The sequence below is a fragment of the Desulfobacteraceae bacterium genome, from assembly GCA_022340425.1.
GTDB lineage: Bacteria > Desulfobacterota > Desulfobacteria > Desulfobacterales > JAABRJ01 > JAABRJ01.
In genome coordinates this window covers 23,384-48,573 of record JAJDNY010000105.1, presented here as the reverse complement: position 1 = coordinate 48,573, position 25,190 = coordinate 23,384, and the positions used below count along the sequence as shown (strand labels likewise).

The window sequence follows — 25,190 nt, the reverse complement described above, 5'->3', positions numbered from 1 at the left end:
CCAAGCGACCCGAACATGCTACCACCATCCCCAACGTGATGACACCCTGAGCGTCCGTTCACCCCCCCAAAAAATTCCGAGGCACGACGGCAATGACCCCCTCCGACATGATCCCGCTTTCCCTGGAAGACCCTTTCTCCTTTGCCTGCAACCCCGGAGTGGCGTGCTTCAACCAGTGCTGCCGGGATCTCAACCACTTCCTGACGCCCTACGACGTGCTGCGCCTCAGGCGCCGCCTGGGCCTGAGCTCCGGCGAATTTCTGCGAAGCTTCACCTCCCGGCACACCGGGCCGGAGTCGGGGTTGCCGGTGGTGACCCTCAAGCCCACCGGCGGGTCCCAGCTGAGATGCCCGTTTGTCACCCCCCAGGGCTGCAGCGTCTACCCTGACCGTCCGGCGGCCTGCCGGACCTACCCGCTGGTGCGGATGGTCGCACGCCCCAGGGAGGGCGGCCCGAACACCGAGCGCTTCTTCCTGCTGAAGGAGTCCCACTGCCAGGGCCACCGCCAAGAGGGCCGCCAAACCGTGCGGGAATGGCTGGAAGACCAGGATTTGAGTCAATACAACCGGATGAACGACCTGCTGATGGCGCTTATCAGCCTCAAAAACCGACTGGCACCCGGCCCCCTGCCGGTCCCCCTGCAGCACCTTTTTTACCAATGCTACGATCTGGACGCCTTCCGCGCCCAGCTCCGCAAAACGGAACCGGGCCCGGCCGCGGACGCGGAGGCTTGGGAAAGCCTGGAGGGCGAAGACAGCGCGCTTCTGACCTACGCCCTGGACTACTGGCAAAAGGCGCTGGCCGGCCCCGGGGCCTGTCGATTGTAACCCCATCGCCGACCGGGGCGGCGGATGTATCACGCGCAATGAAATGAAAGGAGGGCCGCCATGGCCATCGTCGACAAGGTCGCCCTGGTGCTGGGCGGCATCAAGGGCATCGGCCGGGCCGTTGCGCTGGCCTTGGCCGAGGCCGGCGCCAGGGTCGTGACGACCTACTGGGACTGGCAGGAGAGCCTGCCGGAGATGCAGGCGGCGTTCGCCCCATTCGGGGAACGGCAGCTGATTCGGCGCACCAACCTGCTGGAAGCCGACCAGATCGAAGCCCTGGTGGCCGAGGCCGTCGCCCGTTTCGGCCGGCTGGACATTCTGGTCAACAATATCGAACGCGGCGGCTGGCCGGTGGTCCACGGCGCCTATGTCCCCGAGCAGTGGGACCTGGAAATGGCCACCACCCTGAGGGCCAAATGGTGGGTTTTCAACGCCGCCCTGCCCCATCTGAAGGCCTCCGGCGACGGGGCGGTGATCAATTTCTCCTCCATCGCCGGCGTGGTGGGCCGCTCGGGGCCGGCCAGCCTGATCTTCAACGACGGCTATGCCGCCGCCAACCGCGGGGTTTCGCTCCTGACTGAGACCTGGGCCCGCGCGGCCGCGCCGGCGGTGCGGGTCAACGAGATCATGCTGGGCATCTTCGAAACCCGCCACGCCGAGCACACCCGCGGCTGGGGCCTGCTGACGGCCGAGGAGCAACAGGCCGTGCGGGATCACACCCTGCTCGGCCGGACGGGGGCCATCAGCGACGTGCTCAAGGCGGTTCGCTTTATAATCGAAGACGCCCCCTTCATGACCGGCGCCGTCCTGCGGTTGGACGGCGGGTATGTGCTGGGCGGGGAAGCGGTGGCCGCGATGCCCAAGGGGGTGCTGGGGCCGGAATCCCCCGGCGAGCCGCCGAAGGCTGCTTAGCGTGGGCGCAGCAAACCAGTGGGAATGCCCCAGATGAAAAAACCGACCCAGGCCAGGCTGAATTTCAAGAGTTCGGCGTCGTCTTTTCTGATTTTTTTCTGAAGGGACGGTTTGACGGCATAGCGCTTGAGAAAGCTGCTGCCGAAGACGAACTCGCGGAAGCGGTCCAGGTTGTAGAGCGCCATAAACGCCATTTTGGCGCGCGGCCCGGCGGGGCCTTCCGCACCCCACGGGTCTTGCTGAAAGAGCCCCTTGAGCTTGGCCCAGCGGGCGGTCATACGGTGATAGACCACCGCCTCCTGGTCCAGCTCCCAGGTTTTCGGCGTCCAGGATTTCTTTTCATGCTGCCCCAGGCAGAAGTCCGGCGGCCGGAAAAAGGTCACCACCTGCGATTCGTTTCGGGCCGCATCGAAAAGCACCCCCTGCTCCAGGGGAAAGGTCCGGCAGGCATCCGGGCGGTCGGGGTAGACCGCGCAGCCCTCAGGGGTCAGGAAGGGGCAGGTCTTCTCGGCGTCGGCGGACATGCGCAGCAAAACTTCCGGGAAGTGGCTGCCGTCCCGCAGGACCACGTCCACATGCCGCTCCAGGAACTGGTCGGAGGAGATTCCCAGCCGCTTTTTGAGGCGCAGGACGTCGTAAGGGTAGAGAAAGAGGTTCAGGTTGCGGCAGCAGCGATTGAAGCAGGCCACGCCGGGGTGGCAGCGAAACTGGAAGGTGTCGTTTTCCTCCAGCCGGGTGCCGGGCAGCCGTTCGAGGGTTTGGGGGTCAACGTAGCGCATCGGCCAGGCTCCTGGGGGCATCGCCGGCGGTTTCGGTTTCATCGGCCAGCATCTCGGCGATGGTCAGTTTCAGGCGCGCACCGAAGCTCAGCGCCCGCCGGATCTCCTGTTCCAGGCCCGCCATTCGGGCATAAAGAGGGCTGCGGTCAAAGGGAACGTAGGGCTGGCGGGCGTGGCGTTCGGAAAACAGGTGGCATCCGGACCCGTAAGAGACCGGGCGCCCGGGAAGCCTGAGTTCATGCGGAATGCCGTGCAGCCGGCAGATCATGGGCCGAAAGGCGTAAAGCCGGCAGCGGCCGTCCTGGTTGAGGGGGCACATCAGGCGGACCAGCAGGCCGCGTTCTTCAAGCGCCGCGCTCTCGCGTCGGACCTCGGCCGCCCGCCGCAAAACCGCCGCCCGGGCCCCGGGCGCGAGTTCGGCCAGCCCCTCGCGCAGATAGAGATACTCCAGCAGGGTATGATGATCGAAACGGGTTCGGCAGCAGCTCTCGGCACAGCCCTGGCAGTCGAACCCGTAGCACCGGGCGGCGGCGTGGTAGGCACGGTCCATCTGCGCATAGAGCACCTGCAGGCGCTCCCTGAAGGGCGCCAGGGCCCCTTGGGGCAAGCGGCTCAACTCATGACAGACAGCCATTGCGGCCTCCGGCGCCGCTCAGACCAGGCGCGACGGGAAAAAGATCCGCTCATAGAGCTCGAGGGCATTGCGGTCGGTCATGGTGGCGATCAAATCGCAGACGATCCGCTCGCGGGACTGCTCCTGGTGGTTGCAGCCGAGCATTTCCATATCCTTCAACTGTTTTTGCAGCATGTCGGGGTGATCCAGGAAATAGGTGAAGAGCTCCGTTAAGATTTTCTTGGCCTTCACAAATTCGTTGTGGACCAGGGGCGCGCGGTAGACGTTTTCAAACAAAAACTGGCGCAGGATCATCATCGCCTCATGCACGGGATCGCTCATGCGCAAGGCCCGGGGGTCGTCGCTGACGGTGCTGGCGAAAACCAAATCCCGGATCATGGTGGCGGCCCGCTGGCTGTGGGAGGCGCCCAGGGTCCGGGTGCAGATCTCCGGCACCTGCGCCGCGACAATCACCCCGCTGCGGATGGCATCGTCCAGGTCATGGTTGAGATAGGCGATGATATCGGCAATGCGGACGATCCGCCCCTCGATGGTGGCGGCCAGTTCGCCGGGATCCTCGGGGATCACCCGCCCGTAGCCTTTGGAGTGTTTGAGAATGCCGTCCCGGACCTCGTAGGTGAGGTTGAGCCCCCGGCCGCTGTTTTCGAGGACATCCACCACCCGCAGACTCTGTTCGTAGTGAAGGAAGCGCCCCTGAAAAATTTCCCGCAGGGCAGTTTCGCCGCTGTGTCCGAACGGGGTATGGCCCAGGTCATGGCCCAGGGCGATGGCCTCGGCCAGATCTTCATTGAGAAACATGGCCCGCGCGATGGTCCTGGCAATCTGGGCGACCTCCAGGGTGTGGGTCAGACGGGTCCGGTACTGGTCCCCCAGGGGCGCGAGGAAGACCTGGGTTTTGTGCTTCAGGCGCCGGAAAGAATTGGAATACAGGATCCGGTCGCGATCCACCTGAAAGACCGTTCGGATCGGACAGGGCGCCTCCGGCCGGCGACGCCCTTTGGAGGCCGCACTGAGGCAGCCGTGGGGCGACATGAAATTTATTTCGCGCTTTTCGAAATTTTCGCGTATGCTCAAATCGGGCTCGCTCATCACCCCCGCACCCGACCGCCGCTCCAAATGCTGCGGCAGCCCGAACGTGTTTTAATTAAGGCAAAACGTTTTTATTTTTCCAAAGCAACCGCCAATTGTAAAGAGCTATTTTGAAGCCGGCGGGGCCTGCCGCCGCTTGCCAGACCGGCATGCCAAGAGCGCTGCGTCGCCTTACGGATCCCCCCCCATGAGCGGTCACCACCTGATTCTGGGAGAACTCAAGGATTATCTGACCGGGGAAACTCTGCCGGACACCCTCGATGAACGCTACCGGCAGCAGCTGGCGCGCCTGCTGGTGGAAAGCAAGGGGTTTCTAAAAAGCGACATCACCCCCCGGGTCCCGCTGCGGGTCAGGGCCGGCGCGAAATCCGCCCAGCTGCGCATCGATCTGGCAGTGCAGCTTGAAGATAGGATCGCCATGATCGTCAGATTCGGGCCCGGCTCCCTGATCACCCGCCACCGGCCGGCCTTGGCCGCCGCCCGCCTGCTGGCCCCCTATCAGATCGCGGTGGCCGTGGTGACCAACGGGCAGGACGCCGATATTCTCGACGGCGCGAGCGGCAGGCGGATCGGCAGCGGGCTGGCGCAAATTCCCACCAGGGCGGCGCTGGCGGCGCGAATGGCCACCCGGCCGGCGCCTCCCGTCTCGCCCCAGCGCGCCGCCCTGGAGTCCCGGGTGCTCTATGCCTACGAGATCGACGACAGCTGCCCGTGCGACGATACCGTTTGCCGCCTTTAACGGCCGGCGCCGGGGCGGCGCCCCCGCCCCCGATGCCACCCCTTTATGGACCCGCTTGGCGGGCAAGGAGTGCGAAACCGTGAGGGACGACCGCTTTTTCATGCAAAAAGCCCTTGAGCTGGCCCGCGAGGCCCTGGCGGCCGAAGAGTTTCCCGTGGGCTGCGTGCTGGTCGGCGGCGGTGCGGTCCTGGCCGACGGCCGCCGCCGGGGGACCGCCCAGCCGACCCCCAACGAGCTGGACCATGCCGAAATGGTGGCGCTTCGCCGGCTGGTGGAGACCGCCGCGGACCGCGACCGACCACCCCTGACCGCCTACTGCACCATGGAGCCGTGCCTGATGTGCTACGCCGCGCTGCTCTTAAACGGGGTGGGGCGCATCGTCTACGCCTATGAAGATGCCATGGGGGGCGGCACCAGATGCGATCTACGGTCGCTTCCGCCGCTTTACCGACATAGCGCGGCGTTAATCGTCCCCGGGGTTCTGCGCCAGGAAAGCCTTGAGCTTTTCAGGTCTTTTTTTGCGGCGCCGGCCAACCGCTACTGGCATAACAGCCTACTTGCCGACTACACCCTGAGACAGCCCTAAGCCGCCCCCAAGACAGAAAATGCGGGTTTCCGAATTTTTTCCTTGCATTTGTCCAGGTTGTTTTATATTTGACTCTTGACTTGCCTTAGTTCAAGTTCTGATAACTGCCCATTATCTTTTGGATTCCTTTTTACACCGCCAAAGAGGGATTCAAAATGCGGGTGTTGGTGCCGACTTTCAAACTCAGGAGGTGGAAGCATAGCTGTATCACGACAAACAAGCGGACCCAGCAAAGCCAAAACCAACGTCAATCGCAACATCAGAGCCCGGGAGGTTCGCCTGATCGACCCCGACGGCAACCAGATTGGCGTCGTTCCGACCGCGAGAGCCCTGGAGACGGCCGTGAGCTTTGGCCTCGACCTGGTGGAGATCTCGCCCAATGCCGTCCCGCCCGTCTGCAAGATAATGGATTACGGCCGTTACAAGTACGAGCTGACCAAAAAACTGCAGGAGGCCAAAAAAAAGCAGAGCACCTTCCAGGTAAAAGAGATCAAGGTGCGGCCCAAAACCGGCGAGCACGATTTGCAGGTCAAACTGGGCCATATCCGGAAGTTTCTGGGCAAAAAGGACAAGGTCAAGGTGACCGTCATGTTTCGGGGGCGCGAGATCACGCTCTCCCAGCGCGGCCGTGAGCTGCTGCAGCTGATCGCCGATGAAACCAGCGAGATCGCCACTGTCGAACAACTCCCGAAGTTTGAAGGGCGCACCATGATCATGGTGCTCTCCCCCAAATAGGCGCTGCGGCCGCGTTCCGGAGTCAGATAAGATGGCGTGTCGACGATAAGCCGTGGCGCGTAACGTCGTTTTAACCGGCAGCCGTCCTGAGAGCCGCCTTCCAGGCCTTGGTTTTTTTACAAGAATACAGTCGCCAGGTTCTTACCGCAGGTGGCGCGGGCGATGAGGTCCTATCGCCCGCGCCACCTATGTTTGAGACACAGAACAAACCGCCAGGAGTCTAAGATGCCAAAGATCAAGACAAATCGGGCCGCTGCCAAACGGTTCAAGAAAACCGGGACCGGAAAATTCACCTATTCAAAGTCCCATGCCAACCACATTCTGACTAAAAAGACCACCAAGCGCAAACGCGGCTTGCGCAAGATTCAAATTGTGGACAAAACCAACCACAGGGAGCTCCGGCTGCTGATGCCAAACGGCTGAGGCCGCACCCGGCAGCATGACATTGAAGCGGTCCGCTGCGGGCCGCAGGCGTCCCGGCGCGAACGCCGATCATCAGCAAACTCCCCGCCGGCGGCGACAAGCGCCCGGCAGGTGATATTCCGGATGGGTTTCAGGAGAATGACATGCGAGTAAAAAGAGGATTCAAGGCAAACCATCGCCGCAAAAAGGTCTTGAAGCTGGCCAAGGGGTTTCGCGGCGGCCACAGCAAACTGTTCCGCACGGCGGCCGATACGGTGGACCGGGCCCTGATGAACGCCTACCGGGACCGCCGGGTCCGCAAGCGCGAGTTCCGCCAGCTTTGGATCGCGCGGATCAACGCCGCCGCCCGCATCAACGACCTGTCCTACAGCAAGTTCATGCACGGTCTGCAACTTGCCGAAATCGACCTGGACCGCAAGGTGCTGGCCGAGCTGGCGATTTCGGACCCCGCCGGCTTCGCCCGGCTGGCGCAAGTGGCCGCCCAAAAAATTTAAACGCGCGCGGCGGGGGGTGCGGCAACGCTGCTCCAGGATCCCAGCCGCAGCCCAGCGGCCGGGCGGAGGCCCTCTGACGCCCGCTTGCAGCGCACACCAAGGCCTGAAGCGTGAACGCGACAATCGATCAGATCAAATCGGAAGCCCTGCGCGAGCTGGGGGCGGCGAGCGACCTGGATGCGGTGGGCGAGATTGCGGTGCGCTATCTCGGCCGCAAGGGCCGGGTCACCCAGTACCTGCGCCATATTTCGCAGCTGCCTGTGGAGGAGCGCCCGCTTGCGGGCAAAACCGCCAACGAGGTCAAAAATTTTCTGGCGGCCGAGATCGACGCCGCCACCCGCAGGCTTCAGGCCGAGGCCTTGGAGCGGCTGACGGAAATCGACGTCTCGCTTCCCGGACGCCCATCCTTCAGCGGTGCGCTGCATCCAATCACCCAGACCACCCGCGAAATCTGTGCGATTTTCAACCGCCTGGGCTTTGAAACCGTCGAAGGGCCCCAGGTCGAAACGGACTATTACAATTTCGAAGCGCTCAACATCCCCAAAAACCACCCCGCCCGGGAGATGCAGGACACCTTCTACGTCTCCGAGAACGTCGTCCTGCGCACCCACACCTCCCCCATCCAGGTGCGGATCATGGCACAGCAGCCGCCGCCGGTGCGGATCATCGCCCCGGGCAAGGTCTACCGCTGCGACTCCGACCTGACCCACACGCCGATGTTTCACCAGGTGGAAGGGCTGATGGTCGACCGCAACGTCTCCTTTGGCGACCTCAAGGGAATCCTGACCACTTTCGTCCAGCAGATCTTCGACCCGGATACCAGCCTGCGGTTCCGGCCCAGCTTCTTTCCCTTCACCGAGCCGAGTGCCGAAGTCGATATTCGCTGCGTGATCTGCCGGGGCAGCGGCTGCCGCGTCTGTTCCCAAACGGGCTGGCTGGAAGTGCTGGGATCGGGGATGGTGCACCCGGCGGTGTTTGAAAATGTGGGCTACGACACCGGCGCCGTGACCGGCTTCGCCTTCGGGATGGGAATCGAGCGGATTGCGATGCTGAAGTACCAGATCGACGACATCCGCCGTTTTTTCGAGAACGACGCGCGGTTTCTGCGGCAATTCTGATCGCCCCGGCACCGGGATGCCAACGGGATAGATGCGATGAAGGTTAGTTTAAGCTGGCTCAAAGCCTATGTCGCCGTCGAAATGGCGGTTGACGCCCTGGCCGAAGCGCTCACCATGGCCGGTCTCGAAGTCGAGGCGGTCAGCGATCGCTACAGCCGACTGGAAACCGTCCTGGTGGGGCGGGTGCTCGCCGTGGCGCCGCACCCGCGCGCGGACCACCTCCAGTGCTGCCGGGTGGAGATCGGCGGCCGCAACGTTGCCGTGGTTTGCGGCGCCCCCAACGTGGCGCCCGACCAGCTGGCGCCGCTGGCCCTGCCGGGGACCGAACTGCCAGGCGGGGTGCGGCTCCAGAAAGGGATCATCCGCGGGGAGGTCTCCGAGGGCATGCTCTGCAGCCAGGCCGAGCTGGGGCTGGGAGACGAGGCCGGCGGCATCATGGTTCTGCCGCCTGGCACGGCCCAACCGGGCACGCCCTTGAACCGGGCGCTCAACCTCTGCGACCCCGTGCTGGAAATCGGTCTCACGCCCAACCGGCCGGACTGTCTGAGCATCATCGGGGTGGCGCGCGAAGTCGCGGCCATCCAGAAAACTCCCCTGCGCCTGCCGGAGCCCTCCGCGCCGTCGCCGGGCAGCGCCATCAGCCAGCAGGCCGCGGTCGCCATCCAGGCGCCCGAGCACTGTTCGCGCTATGCCGCCCGCCTGTTGCAAGGGGTCAGCGTCGGCCCCTCACCCTACTGGCTGCAGGACCGCCTGCTCTCCGTCGGGCTGAAACCCATCAACAACGTGGTCGACATCACCAATTTCGTGATGATGGAAACCGGTCAGCCGCTGCACGCCTTCGATTTCGACCGTCTGGCCGAACACCGCATCGTCGTCCGGACCGCCGCCGCGGGCGAGCGCTTCACCACCCTGGACGGCAAGACGCGCGAGTTGACCCCCGAGATGCTGCTGATCTGCGACGGCCAAAAACCGGTGGCCATCGCCGGGGTGATGGGCGGGCTGAACTCCGAGATCTCCGCCGATTCCCGTTCGGTGCTGATCGAAAGCGCCCATTTCGACCCGATCAGCATCCGCAAAACCGCCAAAGCCCTGGGGCTCAACACCGATGCGGCCCATCGTTTTGAAAGAGGGGTGGACCCGGAGGGCACCCTGATCGCCCTGAACCGCGCAGCCGATCTGATGCAGCAGCTCACCGGCGGGGCGGCGGTGAGCGGCCTGATCGACGTTCACCCGCGACGAATCACCGCCCCCCGGATCGCCCTGAGCGTCGCGGCCACCAACCGCCTGCTGGGCCTGGAACTGAAAGCCGAGCATATTACGGCCTTTCTGACCGCCATCGCCTTTACGGTCAACCCCGGGGACGCCGACCGGCTGGAGGTCACGCCGCCCTCTTTTCGGGTGGATGTCTCCCGACCGGAGGATTTGATGGAGGAGGTGGCCCGCCTGTCCGGCTACAACCAGATCCCCACGACATTTCCGCTGATTCCGGCCAAGGGCCGCACGGTTTCGCGCTACATCGAGACCCGTGAGCGCGTGCGCGACAACCTGGTGGGGGCCGGGTTCTGCGAAGCCATCAGCTACACTTTTATCCACGCGGCTTCCTGCGACCGGCTGAACCTGGCGGCCGATGATCCCCGCCGCTGCCAGGTCCAGATTCTGAACCCGATCACCGAAGACCAGACCACCATGCGTTCCTTGCTGCTGCCCGGGCTGCTGGAGGCCTTGCAGCGCAACACCGCCCAGCAGGTCAAAACCCTGCGGTTCTTCGAGGTCGGCAAAATCTTCATCAAGGAGACGGCCGGCGCCGAATTGCCGGTGGAAACGGAAATGCTGGCCGCCCTGTGGAGCGGGCTGCGCAGCGAGGAGGGCTGGTTCGCCAAACCGGAGGGGTGTGATTTTTACGACATCAAAGGGGTCGCCGAGCGGCTCTTGCAGGCGCTGCGGGTTGCGCCGGTGAGGTTTTCGCGGCTGGCCCCCGAGGACTGCCGCTACGTCAGGCCCGGCGCAGCGGCGCAAATTTTTGCGGGACCCCAGGCGATCGGCACCATCGGGGAGGTCCATCCCCGGGTGCTGCTGAACTACGATCTGAAGCAACCCGCGTTTTTTTTCGAAATCGACATCGACCGCCTGTTCCCACTGGTTCCCGAGGTGCGACGGGCCTCGGCGCCGCCCAAGTTCCCATTTGTGGAGCGCGATCTCACGGTGATCCTCGACACCGCCATCGAAGCCGGCGAGATCCTCGAAGCGCTTGCCGAAAGCGGCCAAAAACTGGTGGAAAGCCTGCGTCTGCTTGACGTTTACACGGGCCCGCCGATCCCGCAGGACAAAAAAAGCGTCTCGGTTCGCATCACCTACCGGTCCGACACCGGCACGCTCGAGGACGCGGTGGTCAGCCGCGTCCACCGGCAGCTCTCCGACGGGGTCGTGGCACGTTTCGGCGCCACGCTGCCGGCCTAAGGGCCCCGGAAAAAAATAATTCCACATCTTGCTTGTCTTGTGGCCCGTCACCGGCGTTACACCCGCCGGCGCATATCCTCATGCGCCGACGGATGTGCCTTGGTGACCAACCAAAATCCGGCGCCATACTGTGGAATTATTGTTTACCGCGACCCTGAACGACAACCCGTAAAAGCCACAGGGGCGACCCGGCATGGCGACACCCCGACTTCCGCCCGAGATACCGGATAAGTTCTACTTCAAAATCGGTGAGGTGGGCGCCATCACCGGCCTGCCGACCTATGTGCTGCGTTTCTGGGAAACCGAGTTCAAACAGATCCGGCCCAAAAGGGCCTCCTCCGGCCAGCGCCTCTACCGCAAAAAGGACGTGGCGCTGATCCTGGAGATCAAGCACCTCCTCTACGAGCGAAAATTCACGATCCAGGGTGCCAAGCAAACCCTGGGCGGCCGGCCGGCCCCGCCAGCGCCGCCCACCCTGGCCGAAATCCGCGAGGAGCTGAAGGCCATTCGCGACCTTCTGGACACCCCCCGCTAGCGCCTGCCCCGGCGGGAAAAGACGGCCGTGGCGGGGTCGCCGAAAATTCTGTTGACAAGTTTTTTTTTTTGCCCTATCTTGCCATCCTTGGAAAGCGGGCATAGCTCAGTTGGTAGAGTACAAGCTTCCCAAGCTTGGTGTCGCGAGTTCGAATCTCGTTGCCCGCTCCAACCCCCGATTGCCGTTTCCGGAATTTCGTGATTTCGGGTGAAACTTTTGTGTGGCGTAATGCACTGAATGGTTGTTGCATGAATTCCTAACTTTCTCGATCCACTAGATAAAGTTTACTTGCCACCAAGGGAAACGGGCTAAAGCCCGTTTTTTGTTTTTTAAAGGGAGCCATCACCGCAACGTGACCGCCCGCGCCAAAAAGACCAAGGATAGCGCCAAAAAGCCCCCTGCTGAAGCGCCCCCAGGGCGTCTTTCGCATCGCAGGGAGAAGGAAATCGCCCGGCGGGTCAAGGAACTGGTGCGACCCGCATGCGACGCCGAGGGCCTCGAGGTGATCCATGTGGAATTCCAGCGGGAACCTGCCGGCAGGGTGCTGCGGGTGTATCTGGACAAGCCCGGCGGGATCACCCTGGGCGACTGCTCCCATGTCAGCCGCCAGGTCAGCGACCTGCTGGACGTGGCCCTGGAGGTCGCGGAGCCCTACAGCCTGGAGGTGACCTCCCCGGGGCCCAACAGACCGCTGGGGGAGAAAGGGGATTTTGACCGGTTCGTTGGACAGTGGGCCAAAGTGAGGGTCGCAAGGCCGATCGAAGGGCAAAAAAACTTCACCGGGGTCTTGGAAGGCACGACGGGGGATGCGGTGCGGCTGGTGGCCGGGGAAAAGACCGTTGAAATCCCGTTTGAGCTGATCACCAGGGCCCGACTTGTGGAAAGCAGCGGGGAGAGCTGATGTTTATCGCAGACATAAAACGAGTCATCGAGCAGGTCAGCCGTGACAAGGGAATCGAACGCGAGGTTCTCGTCAAGGCCGTTGAGGAGGCGCTTCGGTCGGCCGCCAGAAAAAAATTCGGCAGCAAAATCGACATCGAAGTTCACTACAGCGATGAAACCGGCGAAGTGGAGGTTTTCAAGTTCCTGGAAGTCGTCGAGGAGGTTACCGATCCGGACCTTCAGATCAGCATGGAGGAAGGCCAGACACTGGACCCGGACTGCGAGGTGGGCGACAGCCTGGGCATCAAAATGGACACCTCCACCTTCGGTCGGATCGCGGCCCAGTCTGCGAAGCAGGTCATTATCCAGAAGATGAAAGACGCCGAACGCGACGCCGTTTACGCCAGCTATATCGATCGCAAGGGTGAAATCATCAACGGCATCGTCCAGCGCATGGACCGCGGCGACATCATCGTCAACCTGGGCCAGACCGAGGCGGTGCTGCCCCACCGCGAGCAGGTGCCCCGGGAGTCCTACCGGCGGGGCGATCGCGTGCGGGCCTACATCCTGGATGTCCTCCAGGACACCCGCGGCCCCCAGGTGATCCTGTCCCGGACCCACGCCAACTTCCTGAACAACCTCTTTCGCACCGAGGTCCCCGAAATCAGCGAGGGGATCGTAGAAATCAAGGCGGCGGCGCGTGAGCCGGGAAGCCGCTCCAAAATCGCCGTGGCCTCCCACGACTCCGACATCGACCCGGTCGGGGCCTGCGTGGGCATGAAGGGCAGCCGGGTGCAGAGCGTCGTGCAGGAACTGCGCGGGGAAAAAATCGACATCATTCCCTGGCATATCGACGCGGCCAAATTTGTCTGCAATGCCCTAGCCCCGGCGGAGATTTCACGGGTGATCATCGATGAGGAGAACCGGTCGATGGAGGTGATCGTCCCCGACGAGTTTCTGTCCGTGGCCATCGGCAAGCGCGGCCAGAATGTGCGCCTGGCTTCCAAGCTGACCGGCTGGCACTTGGATGTCCGAAGCGAGGAACGCTACAATCAGGATATGCAGGCCGGATACGAATCGCTGCTGTCGATGCCGGATGTCAGCAACAGCCTGGCGGACGCGCTGGTGGAGAAGGGGTTTTATTCCGCCGAAGAAATCAGCCGCGCCGTCGTGGACGACCTCCTGGCGGTGCGGGGCATGTCCGAGGAGGAGGCTGCCCGGCTGATCGACGCCGCCCGCGATGCCGTCAAGCGCGCGGCCGAGGAGGCGGCGGCGGCCGAAGCCCAGGCAACCGCGGCGGCTCTGGAAGATGCCGGGCAAGCGGAGGTCGCGGCCGACCCGGAATCGGCGGACGCGGCGCCCGCGGCGCCCGCGGCATCACCCCAGCCGGAACCCGCGACGGCCTCGGCCGAAGACGACGCGGCAACGGCCGAGGAGGCCGAAAAAACGAAAGACTAATCCGCCGCTCTGACCTTCAGGCCGAGGCCTGAAGCGCCACCAGGGCGGATAAGACGGGCCGGGCAAACCGACGCCGGTTGCGCATCGCGGCGCCGCGGGGCCTTACATCAAAAGATGAGGGGGGATGGATGGCAAAGATCAGGATCTATGAGCTTGCCAGAGAACTCAACATGAAAAACAAAGCGCTGCTGGACAAGTTAGCGGAATTGAACATCTCCGTGCGCAGTCACATGAGTTCTCTGGAGGACGAGACCGTGGCCCAAATCAAGCGAGCACTCTTCGGCAAGAAAGCCGCCGCCGTCGAGGTGACCCGGGTTCGGCCGACCGTCATCCGCCGCCGCAAACGGGACGTTGCCAAACCACCGGAAGAGGCCGCGGCCGCGACCGAAGCCCCCCCGGAGGAGACTGCCGCCGAAGCCGAGGCCCCGGCGCTGGAAGCAGCGAGCGCTCAACCGGCAGCCGAGGAAATTGAAGCCGTCGAACCGCCCCCGGTTTCCCCCGCGCCCCCCACCCAGCCCGCTGAGACCCCGGCTGAGGAGGCCCCCGCCGCGGAAGCGCAGCCCGAAGAAGTCCCCGCCCAGCCCGCCGCCGAGGAAACCCCGGCGCCACCGGCCGTCGGCGACGAAGCCCCACATGTCGAAACCACGGCCGAGGCGCCCCGGAGCGCTGAAGCCGAAGACCAGGCCGCGGCCGAAAAACCCGCCCCGGCCAGGGCCGAAAAACCGGTCAAGGTGAAGCGCAAGAAGGGCGACGCCGTTGCCAAGATTATCAGCCTGCCGACCCGCGAGGTGGTGCGGGCCCTCCAGGCCGAAAAGGAAGAGCGCAAGGAGGCCGAAGCCCCCACGGCCAAGGTCGAACGCCGGATTGAGACCCCGGCCACCGTCAGCCCCGAGGAAACGGCGGCCCGCGAGGGCCGTAAGAAAAAGGGTAAAAAACGCGAGGAAGAGCCGGCCGCCGAGAAGAAGTTGGCCCGCAAAAAGGATGCCTTCCGCCGCAAGGAGGTCGTCGAAGGCGCCGATCTTTACGCCAGCGGCGGCCGCGGCCGCAAGGGCCGCAAAGGCGGCAAGCTCAAGGTCGCCAAGGGCCAGAAAACGCAAATCACCACACCCAAGGCCATCAAGCGGCGAATCAAGGTCGACGACGCCATCGTGCTTTCCGAACTGGCCAAGCGCATGGGGATCAAGGCAAACGAGATCATCGGCAAGCTCATGGGTTTGGGGGTGATGGTGACCGTCAATCAAACCATCGATTACGAGACCGCCGTGCTGGTGGCCTCGGAGTTCAATTTCGAGGTCGAAAAGGCCGCATTCGAAGAGGAGGCTATCCTGAAAGTCGCCACGGATGAACCGGATCAGCTGCTGCCGCGCCCGCCTGTGGTCACCATCATGGGCCACGTCGACCACGGCAAGACCTCGCTCCTGGACGTCATCCGCAAAACGCGCGTGACCGAGGGCGAAGCCGGCGGGATCACCCAGCATATCGGCGCCTACAACGTCTCGACCCCCAGGGGCCAGATCGTATTTCTGGACACCCCCGGCCACGAGGCCTTCACCGCGATGCGCGCCCGCGGGGCGCAGGTGACCGACATCGTCATCCTGGTGGTGGCCGCCGACGACGGTGTCATGCCCCAAACCATCGAGGCCATCAACCACGCCAAGGCCTCCGAGGTGCCGATCATCGTCGCGGTCAACAAGATGGACAAGGCCAACGCCGACCCCGACCGTGTTCAGCGGCAGCTGGCCGAAGTCGGCCTGATGCCCGAGGAGTGGGGCGGCGACACCATTTTTGTCAAGGTCTCCGCCAAACAGAACCAGGGAATTGACGACCTGCTGGAAATGATCCTGCTCCAATCCGAGGTTCTGGAATTCAAGGCCAACCCCAACAAGCTGGCCAGTGGGCACGTGGTGGAGTCCAAGCTGGATTCAGGCCGCGGACCGGTGGCCACGATTCTGATCCAGGACGGCACCCTGCGGACCGGGGACCCCATCGTCTGCGGCATCTACTCGGGCAAGGTCCGGGCGATGTTAAACGACCGCGGCCTGCAAGTGGATGAGGCCGGCCCCTCGATTCCGGTGGAAATTCTGGGCCTCACGGGCGTCCCGGGCGCCGGCGACGAATTCGTGGCCCTTGCCGATGAGAAGAACGCCCGCCAGGTCAGCCAGCATCGGGCCCAGAAGCAGCGGGCCAAAGAGCTGGCCAAAACCAGCCGGGTCAGCCTGGAAAGCCTCTTCGAGAGGATGAAGGAGGGCGAGGTCAAGGACCTCAACCTGATCATCAAGGCCGACGTGGACGGCTCCATCGAGGCCCTGCGGGATTCCTTGGTCAAGCTCTCCAACGAGGAGGTCAAAATCAACGTGATCCATGCCGCCACCGGCACCATCACGGAATCCGATGTTTCCCTGGCCGCCGTTTCCGACGCGATCATCATCGGCTTCAACGTCCGGCCCAACACCAAGGTGGCCGACATGGCCCAGGAGGAGCATGTCGACATCCGCTACCACAACATCATCTACAATGTGATCAAGGAGGTCAAGGACGCCATCGTCGGCCTGATGGAGTCCACCTACGAGGAGCGGATTCTGGGGCTGGCGGAGGTCCGGGAGGTCTTTCACGTACCCAAGGTCGGCACCATCGCCGGCGCCTACGTGACCGAGGGCAAAATCGAGCGCGGACAGCGGGTGCGGCTGCTGCGCGACGGCATCATCCAGTTCGAGGGCAAGATCGCCTCCCTGCGGCGCTTCAAAGACGATGTCAAGGAGGTCCAGCGCGGCTACGAGTGCGGCATCGGGATCGAGAACTACAACGATATCAAGGTCGCGGACGAAATCCAGTGCTTCTTCCTGGAGGAAATCAAACCGGCGCTGGCCTGAGGGCCCCGGAAAAAAATAATTCCGTAACCTTGCTTGTCTTTTGGCCCGTCACCGGCGTTACATCCGCCGACACGTATCTCGATATGCGTCGACGAATGGGTCTTGCTGAGAAACCAAAATCCGGCGCAATTTTGTGAAATTATTTTTTCCCGCGACCCTGAAACCCGGCGAGGAAACACCCCTATGGTGGTCGGAATCGGCATCATCACCTTCAGGCTGCACGACTGCCATAGCCTGAAGGGCAAGCGCAGGATCGTCAAAATGATCATTTCCCAGATCCGCAACAACTTCAACGCCTCGGTGGCGGAGGTCGGCGCCAACGACATTCACCAGCGGGCCGAGATCGGATTCTCTTTGACCGGCAACGACCGCCAGCTGATCAACTCCAAGGTCGATAAGATATTCAACCTGGCCGAAGACCTGGGGCTGGCCGAAGTCATCGATACCGAAATGGAGCTCATCAGCATATGAAGCCGTTTTCCCGCGCCCAGCGGGTGGGTGGGCAGATCCAGCGCCTTCTGTCCGAATTCATCCACAAGGAGGTCAAGGATCCCCGGCTGGCGGCGGTGATCATCACCGGGATAAAAATGACCCGCGACCTGCGGATCGCCAGGATCTATTACACGGTGCAAAGCGCCATGACCGCCGCCGGGCGCGAGGCGGCCGCCGCGGGCTTGGAAAGCGCCAAAGGCTACCTGAAACGGTCTCTGGCCGCCGAACTGGGCCTGCGCTACATGCCGGAGCTTCAGTTTTTTCACGACGACTCCCTGGATTACGGCGCGCGCATCGAACAACTGCTCGAATCGCTCAAATCGGATCATGAACCAGATCGTTCGCCATCTGAAGAGTAGTCGCCGGGTGTTTTTGGCCTCCCACATCCAGCCGGATGGCGACGCCATCGGTTCCCTGCTGGCCCTGGGGCTGTCGCTGGCCCACCTGGAAGTCCAGACCGCGCTTTTCAACGAAAGCCACATTCCGGCGGTCTACCGCTTCCTGCCCGGGGTGGCGGCCATAAGCCGCCGCTTCGACAACCAGACCCGCTTCGACACCGCGGTCATACTGGACTGCGGCAGCCTGGAGCGCATCGGGGCCGCGGCCCCGGCGGTGAGCCGAATTCCAACCATCATCAACGTCGACCATCACGTGACCAACACCGGCTTTGGCCATTTGCAGCTCATCGACACCGGCGCCTGCTCCACCGCGGAGATCGTCTACCGCCTGATCAAGCAGCTGGCCACGCCCATCGACAAGGCCGTGGCGACGGCCATCTACACCGGCATCCTGACCGATACCGGCTCGTTCCGGTTTGCCAACACCAACAGCGCCGCCTTTTCCATCTGTGACGAAATGGTGCGCCGGGGGGTCACACCCTCCAAGGTGGCCCAGCACGTTTACGGCACCTACTCCATGGGGCGCATCAAGCTGTTGAACCTGGCGCTGGATTCCATCGAAATTTCGCCCAACGGCAAGCTCTCCCTGATGACCCTGACCCGTCAAATGCTGCGCGAAACTAACACCCTGCCCGAGGACGCCGACGGGATCATCAACTATGCCAAACGGATTCAGGATGTGCGGGTGGCGGTTTTGATCCAGGAAAACGGCAACGGGGAGTCTTCACCCGGCGGGCAGGGCCACTTTCACGTCAGCCTGCGCTCCGACGGCACGGTGGACGTGGCGGCGATTGCGGCCGCCTTCGGCGGCGGCGGACACGCCAATGCCGCAGGCTTCAACATCACGGCCGACATGGCGGAGTTGAAATCCAAGATTTTCGACTTGGCCCAGAACATCTAGCGTGCCGTATGGGCCTGGAAAAAAGCGGCATTCTGGTCATCGACAAACCCGCGGGGATGAGCTCCGCGCAAGTGGTGGCAGAGATCAAAAAGGCGAGCGGCGCGCGCAAGGTGGGCCATGCCGGCACCCTGGACCCCATGGCCACCGGCGTGCTGGTCTGCTGCCTGAACAGCGCTACCCGCCTGGCCCGGTTTCTCCTGAGCGGACGTAAAACTTACGACGCCACCCTTACTTTGGGGGTCGCCACCGACACCCAGGACCGGACGGGGGCGGTGGTCGCGCGGGCCGATGCCGGCGCCGTCACCCGGGAGGCGATCTGTGCCGTCTTTGAACGCTTCACCGGACAGCTGAACCAGCAGCCGCCGGTCTACTCGGCCCTCAAACACGCGGGCAGCCCGTTGTACCGACTGGCCCGCAAAGGCCAGCCGGTTCAAAAGCCGCCGCGCCCGGTAACGATCTTTTCCATCGTGCTGACGGGCGTCGACGGCCCGCGGGTGCGGTTTGAAGTGGAATGCAGTGCCGGCACCTACATCCGCACCCTGTGCGCCGATATGGGCCAGGCGCTGGGCTGCGGCGGCCATCTCAGCGACTTGCGGCGCCTGCGCAGCAGCGGTTTCACCATCGACGAGGCCGTCAGCCTGACGGCTTTCCGGGCGCTGGCCGCGGCCGGCGCGGCCGCCGGCCGGATCATCCCAATGGCCCCCGCCCTGCGCGGAATGCCGGAGCATACGGTCAGCGACGCCCAGGTGGAAAAAATCCGCTGCGGACGCCCGCTGGGGGCTGGCGACCTCCCGCCGGAGCAGGCTTCGACCGGCGGCCGCTTGAAATTGCTGACCCCCGCCGGCCGCCTGCTGGCGGTGGTGCAGTGGCGCGAGCCGCCACGCAGCTGGGCCTATCTATGCGTGATGCCGGCGGAGGCCTGCGCCGCGGGTGTTTGTTGAGGTTTAGCTATGGACAGGTGCCGGATTATAGGATAAAGAGGAGCCATGTGAAAAAACCGGGTCGATCCGATTCATTCGGCATCGACCGTTGCTTTCAACCAGAGGAGGCCAAAAGAAAGTGGTACTGACTTCAATCGACAAAAAGGGGCTTATCGATCAATTCAAACTGCACGAAAGCGATACCGGTTCCCCGGAAGTTCAGATAGGGCTCTTGACCCATCGCATTTCCTATCTCACCGAGCATCTCAAGGTGCACAAGAAGGATCACCACTCCCGCAGGGGGCTGCTGATGCTCGTCGGCCAGCGCCGCCGGCTGCTCAACTACGTCAAGAACAAGGATGTCAAGCGCTACCGTGCCATCATCGACACTTTAGGGTTGCGGCGATAACCTACCCCTTGCCCCTGCCGTCGCACCGGCGCCGTGTCGGCGCGCTCGCCACCCCACCCCAGCGGAACCCTCCTGTCACGGCAACCGATGGTGGCACAAGGCCCGCCGCTTTTGCAGGCCGCGGCGCGCGGCCCGTGGTTAATCGGGCGCTGGTCCGCGACAGACATCATCCCCGGACTGCAGGAGGCCGGCGGAGGTCAGCGGGGCCGGCAAGCGGTGGTCCGGCCGCCCGGTGCCCGCTGCCGTTGGGGCAGCGGCCTTGGCGTGCGGATAGCCGCGAAACGTTTCTTTACCGCGCCCGTCGGATGCGCGGCCTCTGCAACCCCACGAATCCAGCGTCCCAACCGCCCGGAGCAAAAGGAACTGTTTTTTTCCGCCCGGGCTGCAACCGGGCGGATGCCCCCGGGGCGCCGTGCATTTTCCCCAAGATCCAAACCCAACCAATCTGCGGTATTTGAAACGTTTCAGAGCAGCAGGCTGGACAACGCTTTTTTTAGGAGAGAAAGACATGACCGTTTTACTGAAAACAGAGATCGGCGGCAAGCCCTTCAGCATCCAGGCCGGCAAGGTGGCCAAACAGGCCTCCGGCTCGGTGGTGGTGCAGTACGGCGATACCATCGTGCTGGTCACCGTCGTCGCCGCCAACGAGGAACGGGCGGAAGTCGATTTTCTGCCCCTGTCGGTGGAATACCAGGAAAAGATCTACGCCGCGGGCCGCATTCCGGGGAATTATTTCCGGCGTGAAATCGGGCGCCCCAGCGAAAAGGAAACCTTGACGGCGCGCTTGATCGACCGGCCCATCCGGCCCCTTTTCCCCAAGAATTACCGCTTCGAAACCCAGGTGATCGCCACCGTGCTGTCCATGGACCAGGAAAACGACCCCGACGTCCTGGCGATGGTGGGCGCCTCGGCGGCGCTGCACATCTCCGACATCCCCTTCGCCGGACCGATCGCCTCCGTCCGGGTGGGCCGCATCGACGGCCGGTTCAAGGTCAACCCGACCATCGCGGAATGGGAGACCTCGGATATCAACATCATTGTTGCCGGCTCCAAAACCGGAGTCGTGATGGTCGAAGGTGGCAGCAAGATGGTCAGCGAAGCCGATGTGCTGGAAGCCATCTTCTTCGGCCACAAGGAAATGCAGCCCCTGATCGCGCTGCAGGAGGAACTGCGGGAAAAGATCGCCAAGCCCAAACGGGTCATCCCCGAAGCCGAGCGCGACGAGGAGTTGGCCGCCAGAATCGAAGCCGAAATTCTGGACGACTTGAAGGCCGGGCTCCGCATTCCCGCCAAGCTGGAGCGCCAGGACCGTTTACGGGCGCTGAAAGCCGACCTGATCACGCGCCTGGGGGAGGCCTACGCCGACCGCAGGAAGGTGGTCGCCGAAATTTTCAGCGATCTCAAGAAGCGGGTCAGCCGGGAGATGATTCTGAAGGAGGGCCGCCGCATTGACGGCCGCAGGTTCGATGAAATCCGGCCGATCAGCTGTGAGGTCGGGATCCTGCCGCGGCCTCACGGCAGCGCCCTCTTCACCCGCGGCGAAACCCAGGTACTGGGGGTCCTGACGCTGGGATCCGGCCCCGACGAGCAGCGCGTGGAAACCCTGAGCGGCGAGGAGTTCCGTCCCTTCATGCTGCACTACAACTTCCCGCCCTTCTCGGTGGGGGAGGTCAAGCGCATCGGCGGCCCCAGCCGGCGCGACATCGGCCACGGCGGGCTTTCCACCCGCGCGCTGGAGCGGGTCATCCCGGCCAAGGAGGATTTCGACTATACCATCCGCCTGGTTTCCGAGGTCCTGGAATCCAACGGGTCCTCCTCCATGGGAACGGTCTGTGCCGGCACCCTGGCCCTGATGGACGGGGGCGTGCCCATCAAGGCGCCGGTATCGGGCATCGCCATGGGGCTGGTCAAAGAGGGCGACCAGGTGGCCGTCCTGTCGGACATCCTCGGCGACGAGGACCACACCGGGGATATGGACTTCAAGGTCACCGGCAGCCGCGAGGGGATCACGGCCCTGCAGATGGACATCAAGATCCTCGAGCTCTCGCGCGACATTCTGACCCAGGCTCTGGAGCAGGCGCGCGTTGGCCGGCTCTTCATTCTGGACAAAATGCTGGCCGCGCTGGGCAAGCCGCGCCAGGAGATCTCCAGCTTCGCCCCCAAGGTCTATATCGTCAAGATCCACCCCGACAAGATCCGCGAGTTGATCGGACCGGGCGGCAAGGTGATCCGCGGGATCCAGAGCGAAACCAACACCCGCCTGGAGGTGGACGATTCGGGGACCGTCAAGATCGCGGCCACCTCCCAGAAAGATGGCGACGCCGCCCTGAAAATGGTCAACGACATCGTCATGGACCCCGAGGTGGGCGCCATCTACGATGGCACCGTGGTCAAAATCACCGATTTCGGCGCCTTCGTGCAGATCATGCCGGGAACCGACGGGTTGTGCCACATCTCGCAGCTGGCCACCCATCGGGTGAAGAAGGTGAGCGATATCGTCAAGGAGGGCGACACCCTCAGGGTGAAAGTCCTGGAGGTCGGTCGGGACGGCAAAATCCGCCTGAGCCACAAGGCCGTGCTTGAAGGGCAGCATGAAAGCGGCGCTTAGAAAGACCACCCTGCCCAACGGCGTCCGCCTCTTGAGCCTGAAGATGCCCCACGTGCGCTCGGTCTCCATGGGGGTTTGGGTGAACGTGGGCGCCCGTGACGAATCCCCGGCTGAAAACGGGCTCTCGCATTTTATCGAGCACATGATTTTCAAGGGCACCGAAAAGCGCTCGGCATTTCAGATCGCCAAGGAGTTCGATGCCATCGGCGGCCAGACGAACGCCTTCACCAGCATGGAGGCCACCTGCTACCACGCGCGGGTGGTGGATACCCATCTGGAGACGATGGTCGAGATTCTCTCCGATATCTTCCTGAACTCCACCTTCGACCCGTTGGAAATCGAGCGCGAGCGCCCGGTGATCTGCCAGGAAATCGGGATGGTCGAGGACAGCCCCGAGGAGTACGTGCACGTCCTGGCCGGCAGCGACTTCTGGGGCGACAACCCGCTGGGACGCTCGATTTTGGGAACCCGCGAAGGGGTTGGGGCGTTCGGCGCCGAGGCCCTCAGGGCCTTTTTCCGCCGCTTCTACCACCCCGGTCAGATCGTGGTGGCGGCGGCCGGCAACATCGACCACGACCGCTTGACCGACCTGCTGGGTGCGCCGTTTGCGGCCATCCAGCCGCCGCCGGCCGCCCTGCCGCCGCGCCACCCCACCGCGGGACGCGCGGCGCTGTCGGTGCACGCCAAAGCCCTCGAGCAGGTCCACCTGTGCCTCAGTACCCGGGGGGTGTCCCTCAGGGCCGCGCAGCGCTTTGCCCTGTCGCTGCTCAATTCGCTGCTGGGCGGCAATATGAGCTCGCGGCTCTTTCAGGAAATCCGCGAGCGCAGGGGACTGGCCTACTCGGTCTACACCCATACGGCCTCATACGAGGACACGGGCATGTTCGGGGTGTATGCGGCGGTGGAGCCCGACAAGGCGCTGGAAACCACCCGGCTGATCGCCCGCAACCTGCGGGCGCTGAAGGACGCCCCGGTCAGCGCAGCCGAGCTCCAGGACGCCAAGGACTACACCAAGGGCTGCCTTCTCCTGGCCGCTGAAAGCACCGACAATCAGATGGCCCGCATCGCCCAGAGCGAGCTCCTCTTTGGGCGCTGCATCCCCCTGGAAACGATTCTCGAGCGGCTGCAGGCCGTGACTGCCGAAGATCTCCTGGCGCTCGCCAACACGCTTTTTCAGGCCGACCAGACCGCCCTGACAATCCTCGGCCCGCCCCTGGACGCCGCCCCGGAGGCCTTCAGGGAGTGCCTCGCACTCTGACGTTCCCCCCGGCTGGGGGAGAGAACAGGATCTTGCCCATGGAATCCGCCCCCACCGTCAGGTTCTGCCGGCTGCGGCCGGAAGAGGACGCCGATCTCCCCCTGCCGCGCTACATGACCCCCCTGGCCGCGGGGATGGACCTCTGTGCGGCCGTGTCTCAGCCGCTGACCCTTGCACCGGGGGCGATTCTGCTGATCCCGACGGGCTTCGCCATGGCCCTGCCGCCGGGCTACGAGGCTCAGATCCGGCCGCGCAGCGGGCTGGCCGCGCATCACGGCATCGGGCTGATCAATTCGCCCGGAACCATCGATGCCGATTACCGCGGTGAGGTGCAAATCCCGCTGATCAACCTGGGCAAAACTCCTTTTACGGTCCACCGCGGCGACCGCATCGCCCAGATGGTGATCAACCGGATCTGCCAGGTGCGGGTGCAGCTGACGACCCGCTTGGAGGACACCGCCCGCAGCGCCGGCGGTTTCGGCCACACGGGGGCCTGAGGGCATGGCGCCTGCCGCGATTCCCCCAGCCGCCCCCGAACCCCAGACCGCGCCCGCAGCGCTGACGGTCTGCGTTCTGGCCAGCGGCAGCCGGGGCAACGCCATCTACGTGGCCGATGCCACCACCGCCGTCCTGATCGATGCCGGTCTTTCCGGGGTTGAAATCGAACGCCGCCTGCACTCGCGGGGGCTTTGCCCCGAGAGGCTGACGGCGGTCCTGGTCACCCACGAGCACGACGACCACATCCGGGGCGTCGGTGTGCTGTCACGCCGCTACCACCTGCCAGTCTACATCACGGCGCCCACCTTGAAAGCCGCCGGCCCCCAGCTGGGCAGCCTGCATGAGGTCCGCGCCTTCCGCTGCGGCCACGGCTTTCAAATCGCGGCCCTTAACTTTCGCCCCTTTGCCCTCTGCCATGACGCCGAAGACCCGGCGGGCTTCACCGTCAGCGCAAACGGCGGCAAACTGGGCATCGCCACCGACCTGGGGATCGCCACCGCCCTGGTTCAGGAAAACCTGAAAGACTGCAACGCCCTGGTCCTCGAGGCCAACCACGATCCGCTGATGCTGGAAAACGGCCCCTACCCGTGGCCCCTCAAACAGCGCATCAAAAGCCGCTGCGGACATCTGGCCAACCGCGATTCCCGCCAGCTGCTCAGCGCCGTGCGCCACGCCGGTCTGCAGCACGTGATCCTGGCGCACCTCAGCGAGAAGAACAACTCCCCCGAGAAAGCCCTCGCCGAAGTCGGACTGGCGCTTCAAGCGGCGCCCGGGATCGACCTGACAGTGGCCTGCCAGGAAACCGCCGGCCGCCTTGTGACCCTCGCCTGAGCCCTTCAGCCCCCCGCTTCGATGCCACAGCCGGCCTGAAAACGGCCGCCCGCCCTCACTTGGAGACGAACCCGCTGACCACCAGGAGGATGGCCCCGCTGGCCACCAGCAGGGCGAACAGCGGCATGCTCACCAGGTAATCCAGCCCGCGGTCGACCCCCAAGAGCGCCACCTGGTCGATCCAGCCCAGCTGACCGCCGTCCAGGACATCCCGCAGGCTGAGGCTTTTCCAGACCTCCTCGGTTCCCATCAGGGAGGAAATCGACTGAAACCCCAATATGACCAACCCGCTGAGGGTCGTCAAAAGCCCCGCAATCGTCAATTTTGACATGATGCT

At 63.8% G+C, this 25,190-nt stretch carries 26 protein-coding genes and 1 tRNA gene; 23 read left to right on the top strand and 4 right to left on the bottom strand.

The features are described 5' to 3' along the window. The first annotated feature begins 92 nt into the window (after positions 1 to 92). Together LJE63_09575 and LJE63_09570 are read left to right on the top strand one after the other, a co-directional pair. Positions 93 to 827, top strand: a complete 735-nt coding sequence (locus LJE63_09575; GenBank protein MCG6906865.1) for a YkgJ family cysteine cluster protein — start codon at positions 93 to 95, stop codon at positions 825 to 827. A 60-nt stretch (positions 828 to 887) separates the two neighbouring features. Continuing rightward, the gene (locus LJE63_09570) at positions 888 to 1,739 is read left to right on the top strand and encodes an SDR family oxidoreductase (GenBank protein MCG6906864.1); all 852 of its coding nucleotides are present in this window, start codon (positions 888 to 890) and stop codon (positions 1,737 to 1,739) included. Here LJE63_09570 and LJE63_09565 read toward each other — a convergent pair. Genes LJE63_09565 through LJE63_09555 form a run of 3 tightly spaced genes read right to left on the bottom strand, consistent with a single transcriptional unit; the run spans position 1,736 to position 4,241 of the window. Beyond that, complete coding sequence (locus LJE63_09565; protein ID MCG6906863.1) at positions 1,736 to 2,518, bottom strand: YkgJ family cysteine cluster protein; 783 nt, start codon at positions 2,516 to 2,518, stop codon at positions 1,736 to 1,738. The genes LJE63_09570 and LJE63_09565 overlap by 4 nt on opposite strands. Next, complete coding sequence (locus tag LJE63_09560) at positions 2,505 to 3,152, bottom strand: hypothetical protein (GenBank protein ID MCG6906862.1); 648 nt, start codon at positions 3,150 to 3,152, stop codon at positions 2,505 to 2,507. The genes LJE63_09565 and LJE63_09560 overlap by 14 nt, the downstream gene beginning before the upstream one ends. Before the next feature lie 18 nt (positions 3,153 to 3,170). Next, entirely contained in the window at positions 3,171 to 4,241 is a 1,071-nt protein-coding gene (locus LJE63_09555) for a deoxyguanosinetriphosphate triphosphohydrolase (protein MCG6906861.1), read from the bottom strand. 187 nt (positions 4,242 to 4,428) lie between these two features. On the opposite strand from LJE63_09555, the gene LJE63_09550 reads away from it, so the two are divergent. The 21 genes from LJE63_09550 to LJE63_09450 all read left to right on the top strand — a co-directional run bounded on the left by LJE63_09550 (position 4,429) and on the right by LJE63_09450 (position 24,853). Further along, positions 4,429 to 4,980 carry a type I restriction enzyme HsdR N-terminal domain-containing protein gene (locus LJE63_09550; protein MCG6906860.1) on the top strand — a complete coding sequence of 184 codons (552 nt, stop codon included), beginning with the start codon at positions 4,429 to 4,431 and terminating at the stop codon, positions 4,978 to 4,980. Positions 4,981 to 5,080: 100 nt separating this feature from the next. Then, on the top strand, positions 5,081 to 5,566 hold the full coding sequence (locus LJE63_09545) for a nucleoside deaminase (protein ID MCG6906859.1): 486 nt from the start codon (positions 5,081 to 5,083) through the stop codon (positions 5,564 to 5,566). A 198-nt stretch (positions 5,567 to 5,764) separates the two neighbouring features. Next, complete coding sequence (gene infC / locus LJE63_09540; GenBank protein ID MCG6906858.1) at positions 5,765 to 6,301, top strand: translation initiation factor IF-3; 537 nt, start codon at positions 5,765 to 5,767, stop codon at positions 6,299 to 6,301. Positions 6,302 to 6,526: 225 nt separating this feature from the next. Continuing rightward, positions 6,527 to 6,724 carry a 50S ribosomal protein L35 gene (rpmI, locus tag LJE63_09535; protein MCG6906857.1) on the top strand — a complete coding sequence of 66 codons (198 nt, stop codon included), beginning with the start codon at positions 6,527 to 6,529 and terminating at the stop codon, positions 6,722 to 6,724. Positions 6,725 to 6,867: 143 nt separating this feature from the next. Further along, positions 6,868 to 7,218 carry a 50S ribosomal protein L20 gene (rplT, locus tag LJE63_09530; GenBank protein ID MCG6906856.1) on the top strand — a complete coding sequence of 117 codons (351 nt, stop codon included), beginning with the start codon at positions 6,868 to 6,870 and terminating at the stop codon, positions 7,216 to 7,218. A gap of 110 nt (positions 7,219 to 7,328) precedes the next feature. Further along, positions 7,329 to 8,336, top strand: coding sequence for a phenylalanine--tRNA ligase subunit alpha (gene pheS / locus LJE63_09525; protein MCG6906855.1), 1,008 nt, complete (start codon positions 7,329 to 7,331; stop codon positions 8,334 to 8,336). Between the two features lie 36 nt (positions 8,337 to 8,372). Then, a complete protein-coding gene (gene pheT / locus LJE63_09520) occupies positions 8,373 to 10,793 on the top strand; it encodes a phenylalanine--tRNA ligase subunit beta (GenBank protein ID MCG6906854.1) in 2,421 nt (806 codons plus the stop codon). Positions 10,794 to 10,986: 193 nt separating this feature from the next. Beyond that, entirely contained in the window at positions 10,987 to 11,328 is a 342-nt protein-coding gene (locus LJE63_09515; protein ID MCG6906853.1) for a MerR family transcriptional regulator, read from the top strand. 94 nt (positions 11,329 to 11,422) lie between these two features. After that, positions 11,423 to 11,498 (top strand) — tRNA-Gly (locus LJE63_09510). Positions 11,499 to 11,680: 182 nt separating this feature from the next. Beyond that, on the top strand, positions 11,681 to 12,229 hold the full coding sequence (locus LJE63_09505; GenBank protein ID MCG6906852.1) for a ribosome maturation factor RimP: 549 nt from the start codon (positions 11,681 to 11,683) through the stop codon (positions 12,227 to 12,229). After that, positions 12,229 to 13,668 carry a transcription termination factor NusA gene (nusA, locus tag LJE63_09500; protein ID MCG6906851.1) on the top strand — a complete coding sequence of 480 codons (1,440 nt, stop codon included), beginning with the start codon at positions 12,229 to 12,231 and terminating at the stop codon, positions 13,666 to 13,668. Before LJE63_09505 ends, nusA begins: the two co-directional genes overlap by 1 nt. 128 nt (positions 13,669 to 13,796) lie before the next feature. Next, entirely contained in the window at positions 13,797 to 16,538 is a 2,742-nt protein-coding gene (gene infB, locus LJE63_09495) for a translation initiation factor IF-2 (protein ID MCG6906850.1), read from the top strand. A 183-nt stretch (positions 16,539 to 16,721) separates the two neighbouring features. Next, positions 16,722 to 17,009 (top strand): DUF503 domain-containing protein, encoded by a 288-nt coding sequence (locus tag LJE63_09490; GenBank protein ID MCG6906849.1) that lies wholly within the window; start codon positions 16,722 to 16,724, stop codon positions 17,007 to 17,009. Further along, the gene (rbfA, locus tag LJE63_09485; protein ID MCG6906848.1) at positions 17,006 to 17,389 is read left to right on the top strand and encodes a 30S ribosome-binding factor RbfA; all 384 of its coding nucleotides are present in this window, start codon (positions 17,006 to 17,008) and stop codon (positions 17,387 to 17,389) included. The genes LJE63_09490 and rbfA overlap by 4 nt, the downstream gene beginning before the upstream one ends. Beyond that, on the top strand, positions 17,358 to 18,329 hold the full coding sequence (locus tag LJE63_09480; protein MCG6906847.1) for a DHH family phosphoesterase: 972 nt from the start codon (positions 17,358 to 17,360) through the stop codon (positions 18,327 to 18,329). The genes rbfA and LJE63_09480 overlap by 32 nt, the downstream gene beginning before the upstream one ends. An 8-nt stretch (positions 18,330 to 18,337) precedes the next feature. Next, positions 18,338 to 19,270 carry a tRNA pseudouridine(55) synthase TruB gene (gene truB / locus LJE63_09475; GenBank protein ID MCG6906846.1) on the top strand — a complete coding sequence of 311 codons (933 nt, stop codon included), beginning with the start codon at positions 18,338 to 18,340 and terminating at the stop codon, positions 19,268 to 19,270. A 118-nt stretch (positions 19,271 to 19,388) separates the two neighbouring features. Next, positions 19,389 to 19,658 carry a 30S ribosomal protein S15 gene (gene rpsO / locus LJE63_09470; GenBank protein ID MCG6906845.1) on the top strand — a complete coding sequence of 90 codons (270 nt, stop codon included), beginning with the start codon at positions 19,389 to 19,391 and terminating at the stop codon, positions 19,656 to 19,658. A gap of 508 nt (positions 19,659 to 20,166) precedes the next feature. Then, positions 20,167 to 22,266 carry a polyribonucleotide nucleotidyltransferase gene (gene pnp / locus LJE63_09465; GenBank protein MCG6906844.1) on the top strand — a complete coding sequence of 700 codons (2,100 nt, stop codon included), beginning with the start codon at positions 20,167 to 20,169 and terminating at the stop codon, positions 22,264 to 22,266. Further along, positions 22,250 to 23,524, top strand: coding sequence for an insulinase family protein (locus LJE63_09460; GenBank protein MCG6906843.1), 1,275 nt, complete (start codon positions 22,250 to 22,252; stop codon positions 23,522 to 23,524). The genes pnp and LJE63_09460 overlap by 17 nt, the downstream gene beginning before the upstream one ends. Before the next feature lie 38 nt (positions 23,525 to 23,562). After that, complete coding sequence (gene dut, locus LJE63_09455) at positions 23,563 to 24,021, top strand: dUTP diphosphatase (protein MCG6906842.1); 459 nt, start codon at positions 23,563 to 23,565, stop codon at positions 24,019 to 24,021. Between the two features lie 4 nt (positions 24,022 to 24,025). Further along, entirely contained in the window at positions 24,026 to 24,853 is an 828-nt protein-coding gene (locus tag LJE63_09450; protein ID MCG6906841.1) for an MBL fold metallo-hydrolase, read from the top strand. Between the two features lie 55 nt (positions 24,854 to 24,908). Here the strand turns inward: LJE63_09450 and LJE63_09445 are convergent, their stop codons facing one another. After that, positions 24,909 to 25,184, bottom strand: a complete 276-nt coding sequence (locus LJE63_09445) for a hypothetical protein (protein MCG6906840.1) — start codon at positions 25,182 to 25,184, stop codon at positions 24,909 to 24,911. Positions 25,185 to 25,190: the final 6 nt, after the last annotated feature.

Bases quoted from the DNA above. Each gene is read 5' to 3' on its own strand.
- LJE63_09570 (MCG6906864.1), top strand. From the start codon at position 888: ATGGCCATCGTCGACAAGGTCGCCCTGGTGCTGGGCGGCATCAAGGGC.
- LJE63_09450 (MCG6906841.1), top strand. From the start codon at position 24,026: ATGGCGCCTGCCGCGATTCCCCCAGCCGCCCCCGAACCCCAGACCGCG.
- pnp (MCG6906844.1), top strand. From the start codon at position 20,167: ATGACCGTTTTACTGAAAACAGAGATCGGCGGCAAGCCCTTCAGCATC.
- LJE63_09555 (MCG6906861.1), bottom strand. From the start codon at position 4,241: ATGAGCGAGCCCGATTTGAGCATACGCGAAAATTTCGAAAAGCGCGAA.
- rbfA (MCG6906848.1), top strand. From the start codon at position 17,006: ATGAAGCCGTTTTCCCGCGCCCAGCGGGTGGGTGGGCAGATCCAGCGC.
- LJE63_09490 (MCG6906849.1), top strand. From the start codon at position 16,722: ATGGTGGTCGGAATCGGCATCATCACCTTCAGGCTGCACGACTGCCAT.
- infB (MCG6906850.1), top strand. From the start codon at position 13,797: ATGGCAAAGATCAGGATCTATGAGCTTGCCAGAGAACTCAACATGAAA.
- LJE63_09460 (MCG6906843.1), top strand. From the start codon at position 22,250: ATGAAAGCGGCGCTTAGAAAGACCACCCTGCCCAACGGCGTCCGCCTC.
- LJE63_09515 (MCG6906853.1), top strand. From the start codon at position 10,987: ATGGCGACACCCCGACTTCCGCCCGAGATACCGGATAAGTTCTACTTC.
- LJE63_09565 (MCG6906863.1), bottom strand. From the start codon at position 2,518: ATGCGCTACGTTGACCCCCAAACCCTCGAACGGCTGCCCGGCACCCGG.
- LJE63_09550 (MCG6906860.1), top strand. From the start codon at position 4,429: ATGAGCGGTCACCACCTGATTCTGGGAGAACTCAAGGATTATCTGACC.
- LJE63_09545 (MCG6906859.1), top strand. From the start codon at position 5,081: ATGCAAAAAGCCCTTGAGCTGGCCCGCGAGGCCCTGGCGGCCGAAGAG.
- rplT (MCG6906856.1), top strand. From the start codon at position 6,868: ATGCGAGTAAAAAGAGGATTCAAGGCAAACCATCGCCGCAAAAAGGTC.
- truB (MCG6906846.1), top strand. From the start codon at position 18,338: ATGGGCCTGGAAAAAAGCGGCATTCTGGTCATCGACAAACCCGCGGGG.
- dut (MCG6906842.1), top strand. From the start codon at position 23,563: ATGGAATCCGCCCCCACCGTCAGGTTCTGCCGGCTGCGGCCGGAAGAG.
- nusA (MCG6906851.1), top strand. From the start codon at position 12,229: ATGTTTATCGCAGACATAAAACGAGTCATCGAGCAGGTCAGCCGTGAC.
- pheT (MCG6906854.1), top strand. From the start codon at position 8,373: ATGAAGGTTAGTTTAAGCTGGCTCAAAGCCTATGTCGCCGTCGAAATG.
- rpmI (MCG6906857.1), top strand. From the start codon at position 6,527: ATGCCAAAGATCAAGACAAATCGGGCCGCTGCCAAACGGTTCAAGAAA.
- LJE63_09560 (MCG6906862.1), bottom strand. From the start codon at position 3,152: ATGGCTGTCTGTCATGAGTTGAGCCGCTTGCCCCAAGGGGCCCTGGCG.
- LJE63_09480 (MCG6906847.1), top strand. From the start codon at position 17,358: ATGAACCAGATCGTTCGCCATCTGAAGAGTAGTCGCCGGGTGTTTTTG.
- LJE63_09575 (MCG6906865.1), top strand. From the start codon at position 93: ATGACCCCCTCCGACATGATCCCGCTTTCCCTGGAAGACCCTTTCTCC.
- LJE63_09445 (MCG6906840.1), bottom strand. From the start codon at position 25,184: ATGTCAAAATTGACGATTGCGGGGCTTTTGACGACCCTCAGCGGGTTG.